The 18507-nt window shown below is 50.5% G+C and carries 14 protein-coding genes and 6 tRNA genes; 2 read left to right on the top strand and 18 right to left on the bottom strand.

What is annotated here, in order from left to right; all coding sequences use genetic code 11:
- Nucleotides 1–3: 3 nt before the first annotated feature.
- From ACKQAD_RS05885 to miaB, 7 genes are all read right to left on the bottom strand, one after another.
- Nucleotides 4–744: an amino acid ABC transporter permease gene (locus tag ACKQAD_RS05885; RefSeq protein WP_409159290.1), complete on the bottom strand. Its 741-nt coding sequence runs from the start codon at nucleotides 742–744 to the stop codon at nucleotides 4–6.
- A gap of 212 nt (nucleotides 745–956) precedes the next feature.
- Nucleotides 957–1853 (bottom strand): amino acid ABC transporter substrate-binding protein, encoded by an 897-nt coding sequence (locus tag ACKQAD_RS05880; protein WP_409159289.1) that lies wholly within the window; start codon nucleotides 1851–1853, stop codon nucleotides 957–959.
- Nucleotides 1854–2292: 439 nt separating this feature from the next.
- On the bottom strand, nucleotides 2293–3828 hold the full coding sequence (gene lnt, locus ACKQAD_RS05875) for an apolipoprotein N-acyltransferase (RefSeq protein WP_409159288.1): 1536 nt from the start codon (nucleotides 3826–3828) through the stop codon (nucleotides 2293–2295).
- A 1-nt stretch (nucleotide 3829) separates the two neighbouring features.
- Nucleotides 3830–4708 (bottom strand): CNNM family magnesium/cobalt transport protein CorC, encoded by an 879-nt coding sequence (gene corC, locus ACKQAD_RS05870; protein ID WP_409159287.1) that lies wholly within the window; start codon nucleotides 4706–4708, stop codon nucleotides 3830–3832.
- A 309-nt stretch (nucleotides 4709–5017) separates the two neighbouring features.
- Entirely contained in the window at nucleotides 5018–5497 is a 480-nt protein-coding gene (ybeY, locus tag ACKQAD_RS05865) for an rRNA maturation RNase YbeY (RefSeq protein WP_409159286.1), read from the bottom strand.
- Nucleotides 5494–6552: a PhoH family protein gene (locus tag ACKQAD_RS05860; protein ID WP_409159285.1), complete on the bottom strand. Its 1059-nt coding sequence runs from the start codon at nucleotides 6550–6552 to the stop codon at nucleotides 5494–5496. The genes ybeY and ACKQAD_RS05860 overlap by 4 nt, the downstream gene beginning before the upstream one ends.
- Nucleotides 6553–6942: 390 nt before the next feature.
- Nucleotides 6943–8367: a tRNA (N6-isopentenyl adenosine(37)-C2)-methylthiotransferase MiaB gene (gene miaB, locus ACKQAD_RS05855; RefSeq protein ID WP_409159284.1), complete on the bottom strand. Its 1425-nt coding sequence runs from the start codon at nucleotides 8365–8367 to the stop codon at nucleotides 6943–6945.
- Between the two features lie 227 nt (nucleotides 8368–8594).
- Between miaB and ubiF the strand changes: the two genes are divergently transcribed.
- Nucleotides 8595–9761, top strand: coding sequence for a 3-demethoxyubiquinol 3-hydroxylase (gene ubiF, locus ACKQAD_RS05850; RefSeq protein WP_409159283.1), 1167 nt, complete (start codon nucleotides 8595–8597; stop codon nucleotides 9759–9761).
- Nucleotides 9762–9783: 22 nt separating this feature from the next.
- Here ubiF and ACKQAD_RS05845 read toward each other — a convergent pair whose 3' ends face one another.
- From ACKQAD_RS05845 to nagB, 11 genes are all read right to left on the bottom strand, one after another.
- Nucleotides 9784–10398, bottom strand: coding sequence for a hypothetical protein (locus ACKQAD_RS05845; protein ID WP_409159282.1), 615 nt, complete (start codon nucleotides 10396–10398; stop codon nucleotides 9784–9786).
- A gap of 132 nt (nucleotides 10399–10530) precedes the next feature.
- Nucleotides 10531–10605, bottom strand: a tRNA-Gln gene (locus ACKQAD_RS05840).
- A 6-nt stretch (nucleotides 10606–10611) separates the two neighbouring features.
- Nucleotides 10612–10688 (bottom strand) — tRNA-Met (locus ACKQAD_RS05835).
- 53 nt (nucleotides 10689–10741) lie between these two features.
- Nucleotides 10742–10816, bottom strand: a tRNA-Gln gene (locus ACKQAD_RS05830).
- A 36-nt stretch (nucleotides 10817–10852) separates the two neighbouring features.
- A tRNA-Gln gene (locus tag ACKQAD_RS05825) sits at nucleotides 10853–10927 on the bottom strand.
- A gap of 53 nt (nucleotides 10928–10980) precedes the next feature.
- Nucleotides 10981–11065 (bottom strand) — tRNA-Leu (locus ACKQAD_RS05820).
- 7 nt (nucleotides 11066–11072) lie between these two features.
- Nucleotides 11073–11149 (bottom strand) — tRNA-Met (locus tag ACKQAD_RS05815).
- Between the two features lie 219 nt (nucleotides 11150–11368).
- The gene (gene asnB / locus ACKQAD_RS05810; RefSeq protein ID WP_409159281.1) at nucleotides 11369–13033 is read right to left on the bottom strand and encodes an asparagine synthase B; all 1665 of its coding nucleotides are present in this window, start codon (nucleotides 13031–13033) and stop codon (nucleotides 11369–11371) included.
- A 203-nt stretch (nucleotides 13034–13236) separates the two neighbouring features.
- On the bottom strand, nucleotides 13237–14460 hold the full coding sequence (gene nagC / locus ACKQAD_RS05805) for a DNA-binding transcriptional regulator NagC (protein ID WP_409159280.1): 1224 nt from the start codon (nucleotides 14458–14460) through the stop codon (nucleotides 13237–13239).
- 122 nt (nucleotides 14461–14582) lie between these two features.
- Nucleotides 14583–15728, bottom strand: a complete 1146-nt coding sequence (gene nagA, locus ACKQAD_RS05800) for an N-acetylglucosamine-6-phosphate deacetylase (protein ID WP_409159320.1) — start codon at nucleotides 15726–15728, stop codon at nucleotides 14583–14585.
- A gap of 19 nt (nucleotides 15729–15747) precedes the next feature.
- Complete coding sequence (nagB, locus tag ACKQAD_RS05795) at nucleotides 15748–16548, bottom strand: glucosamine-6-phosphate deaminase (RefSeq protein ID WP_409159279.1); 801 nt, start codon at nucleotides 16546–16548, stop codon at nucleotides 15748–15750.
- Between the two features lie 357 nt (nucleotides 16549–16905).
- Here nagB and nagE point away from each other — a divergent pair, with 357 nt between their 5' ends.
- A complete protein-coding gene (gene nagE / locus ACKQAD_RS05790; protein ID WP_409159278.1) occupies nucleotides 16906–18402 on the top strand; it encodes an N-acetylglucosamine-specific PTS transporter subunit IIBC in 1497 nt (498 codons plus the stop codon).
- Nucleotides 18403–18507 lie beyond the last annotated feature (105 nt).

The following is an 18507-nucleotide window of genomic DNA, read 5'->3' as shown; positions in this document are numbered from 1 at the left end:
GATTTATTTGCTCCCCATATTGCCCGGCAAACGGGTTTTTCGCTCAACGACCTGCATAATCAACATAATGATGGCATTGATGCCAACGTACGCCAGCGTGATGGCGGTAAAGGATTCATACGCATGGGCGGAATAGTCCAGTAGTTTCCCTGCTTGTGCTGCCATATCAACCAAACCAATCGTAGAAGCGATGGCCGAGTTTTTCACCAGGTTCAGTATTTCTGACGTCAACGGAGGAACAATGACGCGGTATGCATTGGGTAGCAACACATAGCGGTAAGTTTGTGGCAGCGTCAGGCCCATTGCGAGACCGGCGGCTTTCTGTCCGCGTGGTAGCGATTGAATCCCGGCACGCACCTGCTCGCAAACGCGCGCTGCGGTGAAGAGCCCCAGACAAATCATTGATGACACGAAGAACTGAATATTGGGGTCTAGCTCGGCTTTAAACCACATGCCGATGCTGGTAGGGAGCAGTTCAGGAACGACCAGATACCAGGTAAAAAACTGGACAATCAGTGGGACGTTGCGAAATAGCTCGACGTAGCAGGTACCAATACCCGCAACAAAGCGGTTCGGGACGGTACGTAGGATTCCAAATAAGGAACCAACAAGAAAAGCGATAATCCAGGCACAAATAGATAATGTGACGGTGACTTGTAGACCGGACAAAATCCATCCAAGGTAGGTTGTGTTGCCGAAAGGGGCGGCTTGTAGAAATATGCCCCAGTTCCAATCTATTGACATAACGAACTCCGGTAAAAAGGGTAGCGTAGCTACCCTGAAGATTGATGAGCGGCGATATTCCCGTTCTGTTTCAAACTACAGGCGTATTGTTTATTTTCCTGTTTATCGAAATTCTCGGGGCAACATGTGACGGGGAACGACCATCACATGCCTGTCCTGCCACGAATCAGCAATCAGAGGGCAGGTGACTCTGCCCTTATTCTCATTATTAATTAGTTGAGCGCTTTGTCATTTGGCGCTTTGAACAAGGCCTTCATTTCATCTGACAGTTCAAAGTTCAGGTTAAGATCTTTTGGTGGAATCGGCTGTTTGAACCAGCGATCGAACCATTTCTCCGCTTCACCAGAGGTCTGAACTTCAGCGATGGTGTCATCAACCAGTTTCTTGAATTGCGGATCGTCTTTACGCAGCATACAGCCGTAGGCTTCTTCAGACTGTGCTTTGCCGACGATGTCCCACTGATCGGCGCTTTTCGCTTTCGCACGTTCACCAGCCAGCAGAGCATCATCCATCATAAAGGCCACAGCACGACCGCTTTCCAGTGTACGGAAGGAGTCACCATGGTCTTTCGCACTGATGATGCGCATCTTCATCTGTTTTTCTTCATTCAGCTTATTCAGCAGAACTTCAGAGGTTGTACCGGAGGTAACGACCACCGTTTTACCCACCAGGTCCGGGAAGTCTTTTACGCCGGAATCTTTTTTGGTTAACAGGCGTGTACCGACCACGAAAATGGTGTTAGAGAACGCGGCTTGTTTCTGGCGTTCCAAGTTGTTGGTCGTTGAACCACATTCAAAATCGAATGTACCGTTCTGCAACAGCGGGATACGGTTTTGAGAGGTGATAGGGAGTAACTTGACCTGAAGGTCAGGCGCATCCAGTTTTTTCTTAACCGCTTCGACAATTTTGTCAGAGTAGGCCTGAGAATAACCGACCACTTTTTGCGTGTTGTCATAGTAAGAAAAAGGCACGGACGATTCTCGGTGTCCAATGACGATCACGCCATTATCTTTGACCTTCTTCAAGGTACCGGCCAGATCTTCAGCCTGAGCTACGCTGGCGGCGGTGCCAAGCAGAAGCAGTGATAATGCCAGTTTACGCATTTGCATGTTCTAACTCCTTTGCTGTCGTTGCAGTGCAATAGTTATAGCGCTGTCATTAATAACCATATGGTTAATGTGCCCGTTATCTTCGTCTTCACGTTAAACAGCGTATCGCTGCATCACTCATAACGCTTTGCGACTTCTCTGTGATAACGCTGCACCGTTAAAGCGCGAAGTTACTGTCTCTACAGTTAAAAAGTAGCTGATTGTAAATAGATTGAAATGGAAATGTTTATTTTTTGCGATATCCGCCGCACCAAATAGCAGCAATGTCAGAGTGTGGCACCAATTTGGTGCATCTCTTGCTCCAATAGAGAGCTTGAAGCCGACGCAATATCCAAAAAATACAGAAACAACCTTTTACAAGGTAATAGCAGGCAAATACCGTGCCATAAATAAAAAAGGCATGCAAAAGCATGCCCTTAGGGAAGTGAAAAGGAGTTGGCTATTGTCGGCGCAAACCGAAGAAAACGGTAACGATGCTGCCAAGTAGCGTAATGAACCAGAGCGGCGAGGAACCAAAGCGTGCATAAGGCGTGATCCCGGTTGCCGGCACGACCTGTGCGTCCAGTACCGCACGTGTAAACTGTGGCAGGCTGGCGCTGACATTGCCATCTGGCGTAATCACCGCTGTGACGCCGTTATTGGTACTACGAACCAGAGGACGCCCTAATTCCAGCGCGCGCATGCGTGCCATTTGAAAATGCTGCCACGGCCCGATTGAATGACCAAACCAGGCATCGTTCGAGATAGTCAGTAACATATCGGTGTCTGGTCGGAAGTTATCCCGCAACTGCTGGCCTAAGATAATCTCATAACAAATGGCGGCATTAAGTTTGAAGCCATGAACCGAAAGCTGAGGCTGAACGTAGTCTCCCCGACTAAACGACGACATCGGGAGATCGAAGAACGGTGCCAGCGGGCGTAACAGGGTTTCCAGCGGGACAAACTCGCCAAAAGGCACCAGATGGTTTTTGTTGTAACGGTTCGTTGTCGGGTAGTGATAGGGATCTCTATCGCCCAAAACGATAACGGAGTTATAAAAATCGGTTTGATTACCGTCACGTCGGATATCGACAATACCCGTAATCAGGCTGCTGTTACGGCTACGCAGAATATCGTCAATCTGTTTCAGATAGGCGTTCTGGCGGCTTTCAATATCAGGGATCGCAGTTTCCGGCCAGATAACGATAGGTGCTTTGTCCATATAGGGCAGGCTGTTATCCAGATAGATCCGCAGCGTGTTCAACAGCTCATCCTGTTCCCATTTCATCACCTGCGGGATATTGCCCTGTACTAGTGCGACATTGACGGCGCGTTCAGGTTGCAGGGTGTACCACTGCACGTTGCGTAACGGCCATGCTAGAGCAAAAACGCCAAGCGTGACCACCGCCGGTACGATTTTTCTTTGAGTGATGGCATAAACGAGTAGTCCGCTTAGGCTCATCAAGAGGAAGGTAATGGTGTCGATACCCAGAATAGGGGCAATACCTTTTAGCGGTCCGTCAATTTGGCTGTAGCCGAATTGCAGCCACGGAAAACCAGTAAGCACCCAGCCGCGGAGAAATTCGGTTAACTGCCAGAGCACGGGAGCGGCAAGCGCCAGACGCAGCAGCGTTGTCTTCGGGCTGAGACGTGAGAGCAGGACAGCAAACAGCAGGGGGTAGAGCGACAAATAGGCCGCCAGCAAAACGACCAGTGCGATATTTACAGGATCCGGCATCCCGCCAAATTGCGCGATACTGACGTAAACCCAGTTAATGCCGCTGCCGAACAAGCCTAATCCCCAGCAAAACCCTATCCCGGCGGATTGACGGCTAGTCCGGTTTAGCGTCAGCGCCTGTAGACCCATAAGCGAAATAATCGCCGCAGGCCAGAAATCAAAGGGAGAAAATGCCAGTGTGCCACAAGCACCAAATAAGAGCGCCAGCAGGGCTTTGACCTGCTGGCGTTGTAGAACAGAAGCGACAACCGTTGCCAAATTATTCTTCCAATTTTGGTTGAGGGGCATCGTCAGGGATTCTAACATGAACCTGGATAATACGGCGGCTGTCCGCCATCGCAACTTTAAACAGGTAACCTTCTATGTCGATGGTTTCGCCCCGGGCAGGGAGGTGCCCAAAAGACTGCATAACCAGACCACCAATCGTGTCGACTTCGTCATCGCTGAAGCGTGTGCCGAAAGCCTCATTGAAATCTTCGATATCGGTTAACGCACGCACGGTGTAGGTTTGGCGATTAAGCTGACGAATATCTCTGTCTTCTTCATCGTCGTATTCGTCTTCAATTTCGCCGACAATCAGCTCAAGAATATCTTCAATCGTAACCAGCCCAGATACGCCACCAAATTCATCAATGACAATCGCCATGTGATAGCGCAGCGAGCGGAACTCATTCAGCATTCTATCAACGCGTTTACTTTCTGGAACCACAACGGCGGAGCGCAGAACTTTATCCATACTGAAGGGCTCGGAATCACTGCGCATAAACGGCAGCAAATCCTTCGCCATCAGGATGCCTTCAATGTGGTCTTTATCTTCGCTAATAACGGGAAAACGAGAGTGGGCGGATTCGATAATGACGTCCAGGCACTCTTCCAGCGTTTGATCGTGCTTGAGTGTAATCATCTGTGAGCGAGGGATCATGATGTCGCGTACACGCTGGTCGGCGATATCCATGACGCCTTCGAGCATATCTCGTGTTTCAGGATCAATCAGGTCATTCTGTTCGGAATCACGAATCAGAGTGAGTAAACCGTTACGATCTTTTGGCTCGCCGTGAAAAAGCTGATTAAGAATAAGAGAAAAGAAGCCCTTTTTGGGACTGGGTGCATCGCTGTTTTGAGAATGGTCGTCGCTCATGCGTTTTAATTAACATCACTCATGTTAAAGGATAATTGCCAACTGCTGGAAGTGGCACAGCGGTTGACGTGGGGCAGAGAAGTACCCGACATCTTCCCGATCTCGGGCTAGACCTGTCATACTTCAAGCTGCATGTGCGTTGGCTTTCCTCATTCACCCAGTTACTTACTGGTGTAAGCTCCTGGGATTCGTTGTGTCGCCGCGTTACGAGTCCCATAAATGGTCTTCCAACGCCTTGCGTTGTTCAAAGCGATAACGCTTTGTCTTGCAACTCGAATTATTTAGGATCTATACAAAATGTATTTCTATTTATTCGGTAAGGCCATCTTTTTCTGCAAGGTAAGGATCGGCATAGCCCATACTTTGCATAATCTCGGTTTCCAGCGCTTCCATTTCTTCGGCTTCGCTGTCTTCGATATGGTCATACCCTAGCAGATGCAGGCTACCATGGACAACCATGTGCGCCCAGTGCTCTTCTGCGGTTTTTTCCTGCTCTGCGGCTTCTTGTTCGACAACCTGGCGGCAGATAATTAAATCGCCAAGCAGAGGAAGCTCGACCTCAGGCGGAGCCTCAAAAGGAAACGACAGTACGTTGGTCGGCTTGTCTTTCCCACGATAGGTGTTATTCAGATCGCGGCTTTCGGCTGCATCCACGATACGGATGGTGACTTCAGAGACTTCCTGAAACTGTGGCAGAACGCCTTCCAGCCAACGCTGAAAATCTTTATCTTCCGGTAGCCCCTGTGCTTGCTCGCTGGCGATTTGTAAATCGAGAATCACCTGACTCATTTTTGCTCCTGATCTGATGCGGCAGCCTGTGCTTCACGCTTACGCTGTTCTGCTAAGGCGTCTTTACGTTTCTGCTCGGCATTTTCCCACGCTTCATAGGCATTCACAATCCGCGCAACGACGGGATGACGCACCACGTCTTCGCTGTGAAAAAAGTTAAAACTGATCTCTTCCACATCGGCCAGCACCTCAATGGCGTGACGCAAGCCAGATTTCATATTCCTCGGCAGGTCGATCTGCGTAACGTCACCGGTGATGACGGCTTTTGAGTTGAAGCCGATGCGCGTCAGGAACATTTTCATTTGTTCGATGGTGGTGTTCTGGCTTTCATCCAGAATGATAAATGCATCGTTCAGCGTGCGACCACGCATGTAAGCCAATGGTGCGACTTCAATCACGTTGCGCTCGATGAGTTTCTCTACACGCTCAAAGCCCAGCATTTCAAATAAGGCATCATAAAGCGGACGCAGGTAAGGATCGACTTTTTGGCTCAGATCGCCAGGCAGGAAACCCAGTTTCTCACCGGCTTCGACCGCTGGACGCGTTAGCAGGATACGGCGAATATCCTGACGCTCCAGTGCATCTACGGCGGCGGCGACGGCTAAGTAGGTTTTCCCCGTTCCTGCCGGACCAACACCGAATGTGATGTCGTGATCGAGGATATTAGCGACATACTGTGCCTGATTCGGCGTGCGCGGTTTGATGACACCGCGCTTGGTACGAATATTGACCACTTTGCCATAGTCAGGAACGTGCTCCGCAGACTGTTCCAGCACGCGGGATTCTTTAATCGCAAGGTGAATTTGCTCAGGATCGATATCACCGATGACACCACGTACCGGGGCGGTATCGACATACAGACGTTGCAGGATATCCGCCGCAGCTTGCGTCAGCAGGTTTTTGCCGACCAGTTTAAACTGATTATCCCGTCGATTGATCTCGATGCCTAAACGACGCTCTAACTGCTTAATATTGTCATCAAAGGGACCGCAAAGGCTGAGCAGGCGTTGGTTATCTGCGGGTTCAAGGGCAATCTCTTTTGTCGTTACGTTCAAATTATTCCTCTTGAGCGTTGCTGTGCCGGCGCTATTCTTCCCGCACAAATGAACAGTTGTCAGACGGCGTGATGTGTCTGCCATATGCATGAATTATTCATCGTGAATGCCTGATGGTGCAAGTCACAATCATGATATTGGGATGCCGCCTCGCAAAAGCAAATGTAAGCGCCATGAAATTGAAACAGATGATTAAGCTGTTCTATCGCAAAAAATGCTGGCGTGTTCTTAATGCGGTAAAGTCAGGCCCACCACGGGGAGCATAAAAAAACGCTCCCTGCGTTTTTCAACGTCGCTAGCGACGGCCCGAAGGGGGACGGACAAGGATGTCCGTCATAAAAAATGGGTGGCTTTGCCACCCATAATACGATCCAGATGAATAAAGGCTGGTTACGGTTGGTAGAACCCGACGCCGATTTCATTCTCTTTGCGAGTACGCGCAATCACGGAAGATGGCGATTCGTGTACGCGCAGATCCATTTGATCTTCGGTACGTACTACGATGCCGCGCAGTGAGTTGGTGTAAACATCGACGATTTCCACATCAACGAATTTACCGATCATATCCGGTGTGCCTTCGAAGTTAACGACGCGGTTGTTTTCCGTACGTCCAGACAGCTCCATCACGCTCTTACGCGAGGTGCCTTCCACCAGAATACGCTGGACGGTGCCTAACATGAGGCGGCTGAAGCGCATCGCCTGCTGGGTGATACGCTCTTGCAGAAGGTACAGACGCTGTTTTTTCTCTTCTTCTGGCACGTCATCAATCATATCCGCAGCCGGTGTTCCCGGACGGGCGGAATAGACAAAACTGTAGCTCATATCGAAATTCACGTCAGAAATCAGCTTCATCGTTTGTTCAAAGTCAGCCTGCGTTTCGCCTGGGAAACCGACGATAAAGTCAGAACTGATCAGGATGCCTGGGCGTGCGTTGTGCAGCTTACGGATGATCGCTTTGTATTCCAGCGCGGTATGACGGCGTTTCATCATCGTCAGCACGCGGTCTGAGCCGCTTTGTACTGGTAAGTGCAGAAAGCTGACCAGTTCAGGCGTGTCTTCATAGACACTGATAATATCGTCTGTGAATTCGATTGGATGGCTGGTGGTAAAGCGAATGCGGTCGATCCCGTCAATCGCGGCGACCAGACGCAGCAATTCGGCAAAAGAACAAATTTCACCGTCATAGGTTGCGCCGCGATAGGCGTTAACATTCTGCCCCAGAAGGTTGACTTCACGCACGCCTTGCGCGGCAAGTTGAGCGATTTCAAACAACACATCATCGCAAGGGCGGCTGACTTCTTCGCCGCGGGTATAAGGCACAACGCAGAATGTGCAATATTTATTGCAGCCTTCCATGATGGAGACGAATGCCGTTGGCCCTTCGGCGCGAGGTTCTGGCAGACGGTCAAATTTTTCGATTTCAGGGAAACTGATGTCAACGATGGGACTGCGAGTGCCCTGAACGTGGTTAATCATTTCCGGCAGGCGGTGCAAGGTTTGCGGGCCAAAAATAACGTCAACGTAGTGCGCTCGTTCACGAATATGCGCGCCTTCCTGTGAGGCGACGCAGCCGCCGACGCCAATAATCAGATTGGGATTATGATCTTTCAGCGCCTTCCAGCGACCAAGTTGATGGAAGACCTTTTCCTGCGCCTTTTCACGGATCGAGCAGGTATTGAGCAACAGGACATCGGCTTCTTCAGCGATTTCAGTCAGCTCATAGCCGTGCGTACTTCCCAGTAAATCAGCCATCTTCGATGAATCGTACTCATTCATCTGACAGCCCCAGGTTTTAATATGCAGTTTTTTTGTCATCGACTTGCCATTACTCAGTGCGGATAAGAAAGATTCCCCTCATTTGGGGCGGGTATTGTAATCGTTCGCTGACGTTGTGACCAGCACCGGAAATCGCACGGATTTGATAACCCCTTACTTTCTATAAAAATGCGGCTTTTCTGAAAAATCACCCACAGATCCAGTACACTACTTTCATGCACTTTTACTGGTGTGAATACACCGGAACCAGAGAGGATAAAGCCAATATGCATTACGATGTGATTGTGGTTGGCGGAGGCATGGTTGGCGCGGCTGCAGCGCTTGGGCTGTCACAGCAAGAATTTCAGGTCGCAGTGATTGAGCAGGATATGCCGACGCCGTTTGATGCAACCAGTCCACCTGATCTACGGATCTCGGCGATTGGTTACGCCTCGGTTGCGCTACTGAAAGAACTGGGCACCTGGCAACGAGTGCAGCAGATGCGCAGTGCGCCTTACCGCCGACTGGAAACCTGGGAATGGGAGAATGCCAGAGTCGTTTTCGATGCGGCGGACATTCATCTGCCCGAACTGGGTTTTATGGTGGAGAACCGCGTGCTGCAACTGGCGCTTTGGGACAGTTTGCAGGAAGAGAGACGCTGCCAATGCTATTGCCCTGTCACGCCACAGAATCTGCAACGCACGGATGACGGCTGGTGTTTACAGCTTGCTGACGGGCAGCAGCTGACGGCTTCGCTGGTGATTGGTGCCGATGGCGCGAACTCTCAGGTTCGCCAGTGGGCGGGAATTGGTATCAGTGGCTGGCAGTATCGTCAGTCTTGTATGTTGATTGGTGTTGAGACTTCTCAACTTCAGCAGGATGTAACCTGGCAGCAGTTCACGCCGAGCGGCCCACGTGCGTTTTTACCGCTGTTTGATCAGTGGGGATCGCTGGTGTGGTATGACAGTCCGCAGCGTATTCGTCAGCTTCAGGCGATGCCGCTTACACAACTGGATAAAGAGATCGCAGCCGCGTTTCCTGAACGGCTGGGTACGGTCAAGGCGCTTTCCGCTGGTTCATTCCCGCTGGTCAGACGCCATGCGCAAACTTATATCAAGCCTGGTTTGGTGCTGCTGGGGGATGCGGCGCATACCATTAATCCGCTGGCGGGGCAGGGCGTTAATCTGGGATATCGTGATGTTGAGGCATTGCTGGACGTGTTAATCAACGCGCGTAATGCGGGGGAGGCGTGGGCTTCTGAGCGTGTTTTACGTCGCTACCAGTGCCGTCGTATGCCGGATAACCTGATGATGCAAAGTGGGATGGATCTCTTCTATAACGCGTTTAGTAATGCGTTACCGCCGCTGAACTTTGCACGCAATATGGCGCTGATGGTTGCACAGCGCGCTGGCGTGTTAAAACAGCGCGCCTTGAAATATGCCATTGGCGTCTGATGAATAATGAGGACGCTGCCCGCTACGGCATGGGCTCGGCGGTGAAGATAATATCGGTGTCCTCATTGGTTGTTGCTGTAAAGCGAACCTTTCCTACTTGCCGAACGCCTTTACCTGAGGTTTGGGTATCCTGAAGCAGGCCAAACATCATCTCGGTTACCTCAGGGCTTTCAAGGTTGTTCTCGCCCAATAGCGCAGAAAACGCGGCTGCAACGATTTGCAGATTCTGTCTTGTTGTTTCGGCGGGTTCTGATGCGGCGCTGAGTAGCACAATCTCATTAAGCTGTTGGCTTTTACTTTCTACCGACCCAATTAATCCGACGTACTCGTTAAAAATGTGCTGAAAGTCATCGACGGATGTTCCCTTTTCCAAATTAATGGTCAATTTAAGAGGGATATTGAGTTTTGTCAGATTAGCATTCATCCGGTCAGCGAACGTTTGCGATGACATCTTGAAAGAAGATGCGTTGGCAGCATAAGTCGGGGTGATGAAGCAGAAGAGTAATGCAACGCTGAGTAGCAGCTTGGTTAATTGTGCACGTATGATAGACCATCGCGATTGGCCGATGCCATTCTGCTGTGGCAGCACAACGTGGCTGAAATCATGAGTAACAGAGGATGTAGATAAAGCCTTCATGCCCGCCCTTTTGGGAAAATCGAATGATTGGTGTGGATATGTTAGCACCAGACTATGTTAATACCAGACATAAGAAAACGGGGCGACATCTTTCGATTGTCGCCCCGTATCTAGCTGTTTTACAGCTTTATTTGGCTGGGGTACGAGGATTCGAACCTCGGAATGCCGGAATCAGAATCCGGTGCCTTACCGCTTGGCGATACCCCAAAAAGATGGTGGCTACGACGGGAATCGAACCTGTGACCCCAGCATTATGAGTGCTGTGCTCTAACCAGCTGAGCTACGTAGCCAAATGTATTGCTAATGTTACTTTACTTCAACAACATCTTCTACATCAAGTAGATGGCTGGGGTACCTGGATTCGAACCAGGGAATGCTGGTATCAAAAACCAGTGCCTTACCGCTTGGCGATACCCCAACAGGACAACGAATTTTCTCAGCATGTGTTTTTAAATGGCTGGGGTACCTGGATTCGAACCAGGGAATGCCGGTATCAAAAACCGGTGCCTTACCGCTTGGCGATACCCCAATCACTACAACACACTACAAGCTTCGAAAAACGATGCCAGACCGAGAAGATAATGGTGCGGGAGGCGAGACTTGAACTCGCACACCTTGCGGCGCCAGAACCTAAATCTGGTGCGTCTACCAATTTCGCCACTCCCGCAAAAAGATGGTGGCTACGACGGGAATCGAACCTGTGACCCCAGCATTATGAGTGCTGTGCTCTAACCAGCTGAGCTACGTAGCCATCCTTTCCGCGTCACCTTCATCGGCGTTGCGGGGCGCATTATGCGTAGTTGGCCAAATTGCGTCAACTAGTTTTTTCCCGAAAAGTGCCCTCAACGTATCGTTTGTTTGGGTTGTGAACAGTATGGTGAGAAAAACGTCAAAAAACACGCATTCCCAATCAATTTAGCGTACAAAAACGGGCCTTTTATGGCCCGTTAACTGATGAAACTACATCAACTTATTTGTAGGCTGACTGGTGTACGCCAACCGCGCGGCCTGATGGGTCATCCATTTTCTTGAAGGATTCATCCCATTCAATCGCTTTAGCGGACGAACAGGCGACTGACGGGCCGCCAGGCACGCATTCTGCCGCGCTGGGAACCGGGAACAGCTCTTCGAAGATTTCACGGTACAGGTACGCCTCTTTGGATCCCGGCGTGTTGTACGGGAAGCGGAAGCGTGCTGTTTCCAACTGCTGATCGGTAACCTGCTGAGCCGCTACTTCTTTCAGCGTATCGATCCAACTGTAGCCCACGCCGTCAGAGAACTGTTCTTTCTGACGCCATGCAACGCTGTGCGGCAGATAGGATTCAAAGCACTCGCGCAGGATGTGTTTTTCCATCTTGCCGTTGCCGCACATTTTGTCGCGTGGGTTGATGCGCATGGCGACATCGAGGAAGTTCTTGTCCAGGAACGGCACGCGAGCCTCCACACCCCAGGCAGACATCGCTTTGTTGGCGCGGGCGCAGTCATACTGGTGCAGAGCTAGCAGCTTACGCACGGTTTCTTCATGCAGCTCTTTGGCGTTTGGCGCTTTGTGGAAATAGAGGTAACCGCCGAATACTTCGTCAGAACCTTCGCCAGACAGCACCATCTTGATGCCCATTGCCTTGATTTTACGCGACATCAGGTACATCGGCGTTGAAGCACGAATCGTGGTGACGTCATAGGTTTCGATGTGATAAATCACGTCGCGAATTGCATCCAGCCCTTCCTGCACGGTGAAGTGAATTTCATGGTGCACGGTGCCCAAATGGTCAGCCACTTCCTGCGCCGCTTTCAAATCAGGTGCACCTTCTAAACCAACGGCGAAGGAGTGCAACTGAGGCCACCAGGCTTCACTACGCTCATCATCTTCTACGCGACGTGCGGCATATTTCTTGGTGATCGCGGAGATAACGGAAGAATCCAGGCCACCAGAGAGCAATACACCGTATGGTACGTCAGACATCAGGTGGCTTTTCACCGCCTCTTCTAACGCATCACGCAGCGCTTCTTTGTCCGTTTCGTTGTCTTTTATTGCTTCGTAGTCAAACCAGTCGCGCTGGTAATATTCACGGATTTCACCGTCTTTGCTCCACAGGTAGCTACCTGCAGGGAACTCTTTGATGGTGCGGCAAACCGGCACCAGTGCTTTCATTTCAGACGCGACGTAGAAGTTACCGTGCTCATCGTAACCCATATACAGCGGAATAATGCCGAGGTGGTCACGGCCAATCAGGTAGGAGTCTTTTTCGCTGTCATACAGGGCAAAGGCGAACATGCCGCGAAGTTCATCCAAGAATGCTGGACCTTTTTCCTGATACAGCGCCAGAATGACTTCGCAGTCGGAGCCGGTCTGGAACGCGTAACGGTCACTGTATTGCTGACGCAATGCTTGATGGTTATAAATTTCACCGTTAACGGCCAGAATGTGGGTGCGCTCGGCGTTGTAAAGCGGCTGTGCCCCCGTATTGACGTCAACGATAGACAGACGTTCGTGAGCCAGAATCGCTTTGTCGCTGGCATAAACGCCGGACCAGTCTGGCCCGCGGTGACGCATTAAACGAGATAACTCCAGTGCTTTCTTACGCAGTTCAACAGGATCGCTTTTCAGATCAAGCACACCAAAAATAGAACACATACATGACTCCCAATAATGACAGATTCGACCTCAGTGACATTGATTTAGCATCAAAGTGCCATAGGAATTCAATATTATTTAATGAAAAAAGCCATTGATGTGGTATTTCGTTAATTTATTCGTTTTTTTGGTGTCGATTCTTCAAATTCATGAAGAGGAAAAGCCAGATTTTTAGTGATTGCATAATCTGGCCAAAATGGGGATCAGGCGTTTTCGAGCAATTGCTGTAGTAGCACGCCGTTTAGCATCGCGCGTTTAACCAACGCAAACGCGCTGATAGCTGAGAGATGGTTAAGGCTGGAGATCTCAATCGGCAGGTTATGACGAAATTCTTTCAGCACCTGCGTGTTGATACAGCGTTGAATTGCAGGAAGCAGTGTTTTTTCTGCTTCGGTAATTTCACCGGCAATCACGACTTTCTGAGGGTTGAACAGGTTGATTGCGATGGAAAGCGCTTTACCGAGGTTGATCCCAGCCTGTTCGATCACTTCGCGTGCGAGGGCATCACCGCGATTTGCCGCTTTGCAAATGGCGGTGATTGTTGGTTTATCCGTAGCGATTTTACTGGGGTAGCCCTGGCGTAATAGATGTTGTACCCGTTGTTCAATGGCGGCGTTGGCGACGACGGTTTCCAAGCAGCCGAAGTTACCACAGTGGCAGCGATCGCCGAGTGGATCGATCTGGATATGTCCGATCTCGCCCACGTTGCCGTTACTGCCGAGAAAAATTTGTCCGTTAACGAGAATACCTGCGCCTGTACCGCGATGAACGCGAACCAGAATAGAATCCAGCGAGTCGTGGGTGGCACCGAAATAGTGTTCTGCCAGCGCCAGACTACGAATGTCGTGACCGACAAAGCTGGTAACGTTGAACTGGCGTTGCAGATTTTCAACCAGTTTCCAGTTATTCACGCTGATGTGCGGCATATAGCGAACAATGCCTGCCACCGGATCAACCAACCCAGGCAGTACAACGGAGATTGCAATGAGTTCGCGAATGCGGCGCTGGTGGCTGGCGATAAAGCCGCCAATCGCCTGAAAAAGCGCGGCTTCCAGCGCCTCCTGTGTTTTTTCTTGCAGGTCGTAGTGCATTTCTTCCAGCGCTTTTCCCTGCAAATCGTACAGCCCAATGGTCACGTCGTAACGACCAAGACGGATGGCGATAGAATGGAAAGGGCGGTTTTCGGTGATAATTGAAATGGCGCGCCTGCCGCCAGTGGAGGCCTGCTGATCGACTTCTTTGATAAGCCCGCGCTCCAGAAGTTGGCGGGTGATTTTTGTGACGCTGGCAGGTGCAAGCTGGCTCTGTTCTGCTATCTGAATTCGTGAGATGGGGCCTTGCTGGTCAATCAGGCGGTAAACCACCGCGCTGTTTAATTGCTTAACCAGATCGACATTCCCTATCTGCGCCTGTCCGCCTGTGGTCATGAAAAAGTTACTCGCTTCTTTAGGTATAACGCAGAGATAAATGCGTCGTCTTCGTCAACATGGAGCAAGCCTATCTCGGTTTACCCCACGTATGTCTGCTTTACCCCGAGACGTTTTTCACTTTATCCCCAAACCGGGTTACCGTTAACAAACGTCTTGAGAATGTGATAATCACGGTCAAAAGCGGTCAGGTTTGCCACTTTACCGCTTTCAATAGTACCTAACTGCTTATCGACGCCGATGGCGCGAGCGGGATAGAGCGTCGCCATTCGAATGGCTTCATCCAGTGCTATACCAGCTTGTTCGACGCTATTACGCACGGCTTCAATCATGGTCAGTGCGGAACCGCTTAGTGTGCCGTGCTCATCGACACAAATGGCATCACGGTAGTATATGGTTTTACCAGCAAAAATGAATTGGTCAATATCTGCGCCCGCCGGTGCGGTAGCGTCGGTAACCAGCACCAGCTTATCGCCCTTGATACGTTTACTATTGCGAATATTGGCCCAGTCAACGTGTCGCCCATCCGCGATAATACCGCAATAGACTTCCGGAGCGTCGTAAATTGCGCCGACCAAACCGGGTTCGCGGCCAGTCAGATATGGCATGGCGTTGAACAAGTGAGTCGCGAAACGAATACCGGCCGCAAAACCCTGCTTAGCTTGTTCCCAGGTTGCATTGGAGTGCCCGGCAGAGACGATAATCCCCGTAGCCGTTAGCTGACGGATAACCGATGGCTCGACCTCTTCCGGTGCCAGTGTGATTTTTGTAATGGCATCCGCGTTAGCGCACAGAAAATCGACAAGCTCTTGCGTGGGCTGGCGAATAAAGGCGGGATCATGTGTACCTTTCTTTATCACGTTCAGCCACGGGCCTTCGAGATGTAGCCCCAGCGCCTGATGCTTATTCTGCGCCAGCCAGTCTCTCATCACATCGATGCTGTGTTTCATGAACGCATCGCTGGAGGTAATCAGCGTAGGTAAAAAACTGGTACAGCCTGAACGCTGGTTTGCCTGCTGCATGATCTCCAGCGTTTTGACGGAGATCGTGTCCAGTGAGTCGTTGAACTGCACACCGCCGCAGCCGTTCAACTGGAGATCGATAAACCCTGGCGCGAGAAATGCGCCGTTCAGGTCGTGTTGTTCAATGCCGGCAGGGAGCTCGGCAAGTGAGCAGACTCGCTCGATCAGCCCATCGGCAATCACGACGGCGTGATTATCCAGAATCTGATGGCCGGTGAAAATCCGGCAGTGGGTTAACGCGTACATCATCGACTCCCGCGATCGGTTAGAGGTTCTTCATACTTTCCGTTTCTAACTCACGGAAATACTTAACAGTTTTTACCTTTAGCTCCATCGTGGAAGGCTCATCGCACACCATGATGGCTTTGGCATGCAGTTGCAGACAACTGATCGTCCACATATGGTTAACATTGCCTTCTACCGCAGCCTGTAGCGCCTGCGCTTTGTTGCGGCCGGTCACCAGAATCATCACTTCTTCGGCATCCAGCAACGTACCAACGCCAACGGTCAGCGCAAATTTAGGGACCAGACTGACGTCCCCGCCAAAGAAACGGGAATTCGCGATGCGGGTCTCTTCCGTCAGCGTTTTAATGCGAGTACGGGAAGCCAGAGAGGAAGCGGGCTCATTGAAGGCGATATGTCCATCATTACCCACGCCGCCCATGAAAAGATGAATTTTTCCGTAAGACTTTATTTTCTCTTCATAACGGTGACATTCTGCTGTGGTGTCTTCTGCGTTGCCGTTCAACAGGTTAATGTTTTCACGCAAAATATCAACGTGATTGAAAAAATTCTGATGCATGAAGGTATGATAGCTTTCTGGATGGTCGGTCGGCAGGCCGACATATTCATCCATATTGAAGGTGACAACGTGTTTGAAGCTCACTAAACCTGCTTTGTGCATGGCGACCAGCGATTTATAAGCCTCCAGCGGTGAACTGCCTGTCGGTAACCCAAGAATAAAAGGGCGCTCTGCGCTGGGCTTGAAAGCGTTAATCTTTTCAACGATGTGGCGGGCTGCCCATTTTCCGACGTCTGCGGCGGTAGTTAAGGGAATGAGTCTCATCAGCACTCTCCTGATTTTCAAGTGGAATGAATTGCGTTATTGCGTCAAGCGCCAGTTGCGCGTGTTGTCTATGCATTAAAATTAGTCTACTCCGTTTTTTTTAATCTTGAAATAAGTTGGGGTTTTATTCAGGTATAAACTTTTAATATGCAGTTTTTGGGTGATTTTTATCACATAATTACGGGGTTTAATTTGTGTAGCGAATTATTTTTCTTACACTCCCCCTAAGAACCACCGCTGGTCACGTTTTTTGGCAATGACATTTTCAACAGCGACGTTTTTCGGCAGTGAAATTTATTGGCAGGTTTGTTTGCCCCACAACATTTCATTTATCTCGCAAAGGTAAGAGAGGGAAAAGTGAGTACTTTGAGCTATTTACAAAAAGTCGGCCGGGCGTTGATGGTGCCTGTCGCGACGCTGCCTGCTGCCGCTATCCTGATGGGGATTGGTTACTGGATTGATCCGGTTGGCTGGGGAAGCGAGAACGCGCTGGCGGCACTCCTCATCAAATCGGGTGAGGCGATTATCGGGCATATGGCGGTGTTGTTTGCTGTCGGTGTTGCTTACGGCATGTCGAAAGATAAGGATGGTGCGGCGGCATTGACCGGCTTTGTCGGTTATCTGGTGTTGACTACGCTGTGTTCTCCGGCCGTTGTCGCTATGATCCAACGGATCCCTGTTGAACAGGTGCCCGCTGCGTTTGGCAAGATTGAAAACCAGTTCATCGGGATTTTGGTCGGTGTGATGTCCGCCGAACTGTATAACCGCTTTAGCCAGGTTGAACTGCCTAAGGCGCTGTCGTTCTTCAGCGGACGCCGATTGGTCCCTATTCTGGTTTCTTTCCTGATGATTCTGGTGGCGTTCATTTTAATGTACGTCTGGCCGGTGATTTACAATGCGCTAGTGTCGTTCGGTGAACATATCCAACAGTTGGGCTCGGTGGGCGCCGGGGTTTACGCCTTCTTTAACCGTTTGCTGATTCCTGTTGGGCTACATCATGCGTTGAACTCTGTGTTCTGGTTTGATGTCGCGGGCATCAACGATATTCCTAACTTCCTAGCTGGTCAGCAGTCTATCGATTCTGGCAAAGCCGTGGTGGGGATCACCGGACGTTATCAGGCGGGCTTCTTCCCGATAATGATGTTTGGCCTGCCGGGGGCAGCGCTGGCGATTTACCACTGCGCCCGCCCTGAGAACAAAAGCAAAGTAGCTGGGATCATGCTGGCGGCGGCATTTGCCTCCTTCTTCACCGGGATCACCGAACCGCTGGAGTTTTCCTTCATGTTTGTGGCCCCGGTGCTGTATTTCCTACATGCGTTACTGACCGGTTTTTCCGTCTTTGTCGCGGCCAGTATGCATTGGATTGCCGGCTTTGGCTTCAGTGCCGGTCTGGTGGACATGGTGCTGTCCTCACGCAATCCACTTGCTACACAGTGGTATATGCTGCTTGCACAAGGGCTGGTATTCTTCATCATTTACTATGTGGTGTTCCGTTTTACCATCATGCGCTTCAACCTGTTAACGCCGGGACGTGAACTGGCCGTGAGCGGTAGCGAAGCTGATGGATATGACGTGAGTACCGCGATTGCAAGCGAGAAATCAGGCGATGCAGCGGTACTGGCGCGGGGTTACTTGCAGGCGCTGGGCGGCAAAGCCAACCTGATCGGCATTGATGCCTGTATCACACGCCTGCGTTTGAATGTGGCAGATTCCTCTCTGGTTGATGATGCGCAGGCGAAGCGTCTTGGTGCGGCGGGCGTGATTCGTCTGAATAAGCAAAGCGTCCAGATTGTCGTTGGCACACAGGCTGAATCGATAGCGACCGCGCTGAAAGCGGAACATAACAAGGCGTAATATGACGGCGTTATATGTTTAACGTGCTGTTGTGTCGATGAAATAGATAGGGCGAGATAGCAATCTCGCCTTTTTTTTCGTTATGAATAATTAAATGAAACTAAC

The sequence above is a fragment of the Pectobacterium artocarpous genome, from assembly GCF_046159765.1.
Classification (GTDB): domain Bacteria; phylum Pseudomonadota; class Gammaproteobacteria; order Enterobacterales; family Enterobacteriaceae; genus Pectobacterium.
This window is presented reverse-complemented; position numbering and strand designations above follow the sequence as displayed.

What these genes read in the sequence shown, in the direction of transcription:
- ACKQAD_RS05885 (WP_409159290.1), bottom strand. Translation starts at nt 744, where the DNA reads ATGTCAATAGATTGGAACTGGGGCATATTTCTACAAGCCGCCCCTTTC.
- ACKQAD_RS05880 (WP_409159289.1), bottom strand. Translation starts at nt 1,853, where the DNA reads ATGCAAATGCGTAAACTGGCATTATCACTGCTTCTGCTTGGCACCGCC.
- corC (WP_409159287.1), bottom strand. Translation starts at nt 4,708, where the DNA reads ATGAGCGACGACCATTCTCAAAACAGCGATGCACCCAGTCCCAAAAAG.
- ybeY (WP_409159286.1), bottom strand. Translation starts at nt 5,497, where the DNA reads ATGAGTCAGGTGATTCTCGATTTACAAATCGCCAGCGAGCAAGCACAG.
- miaB (WP_409159284.1), bottom strand. Translation starts at nt 8,367, where the DNA reads ATGACAAAAAAACTGCATATTAAAACCTGGGGCTGTCAGATGAATGAG.
- ubiF (WP_409159283.1), top strand. Translation starts at nt 8,595, where the DNA reads ATGCATTACGATGTGATTGTGGTTGGCGGAGGCATGGTTGGCGCGGCT.
- ACKQAD_RS05845 (WP_409159282.1), bottom strand. Translation starts at nt 10,398, where the DNA reads ATGAAGGCTTTATCTACATCCTCTGTTACTCATGATTTCAGCCACGTT.
- asnB (WP_409159281.1), bottom strand. Translation starts at nt 13,033, where the DNA reads ATGTGTTCTATTTTTGGTGTGCTTGATCTGAAAAGCGATCCTGTTGAA.
- nagC (WP_409159280.1), bottom strand. Translation starts at nt 14,460, where the DNA reads ATGACCACAGGCGGACAGGCGCAGATAGGGAATGTCGATCTGGTTAAG.
- nagA (WP_409159320.1), bottom strand. Translation starts at nt 15,728, where the DNA reads ATGTACGCGTTAACCCACTGCCGGATTTTCACCGGCCATCAGATTCTG.
- nagB (WP_409159279.1), bottom strand. Translation starts at nt 16,548, where the DNA reads ATGAGACTCATTCCCTTAACTACCGCCGCAGACGTCGGAAAATGGGCA.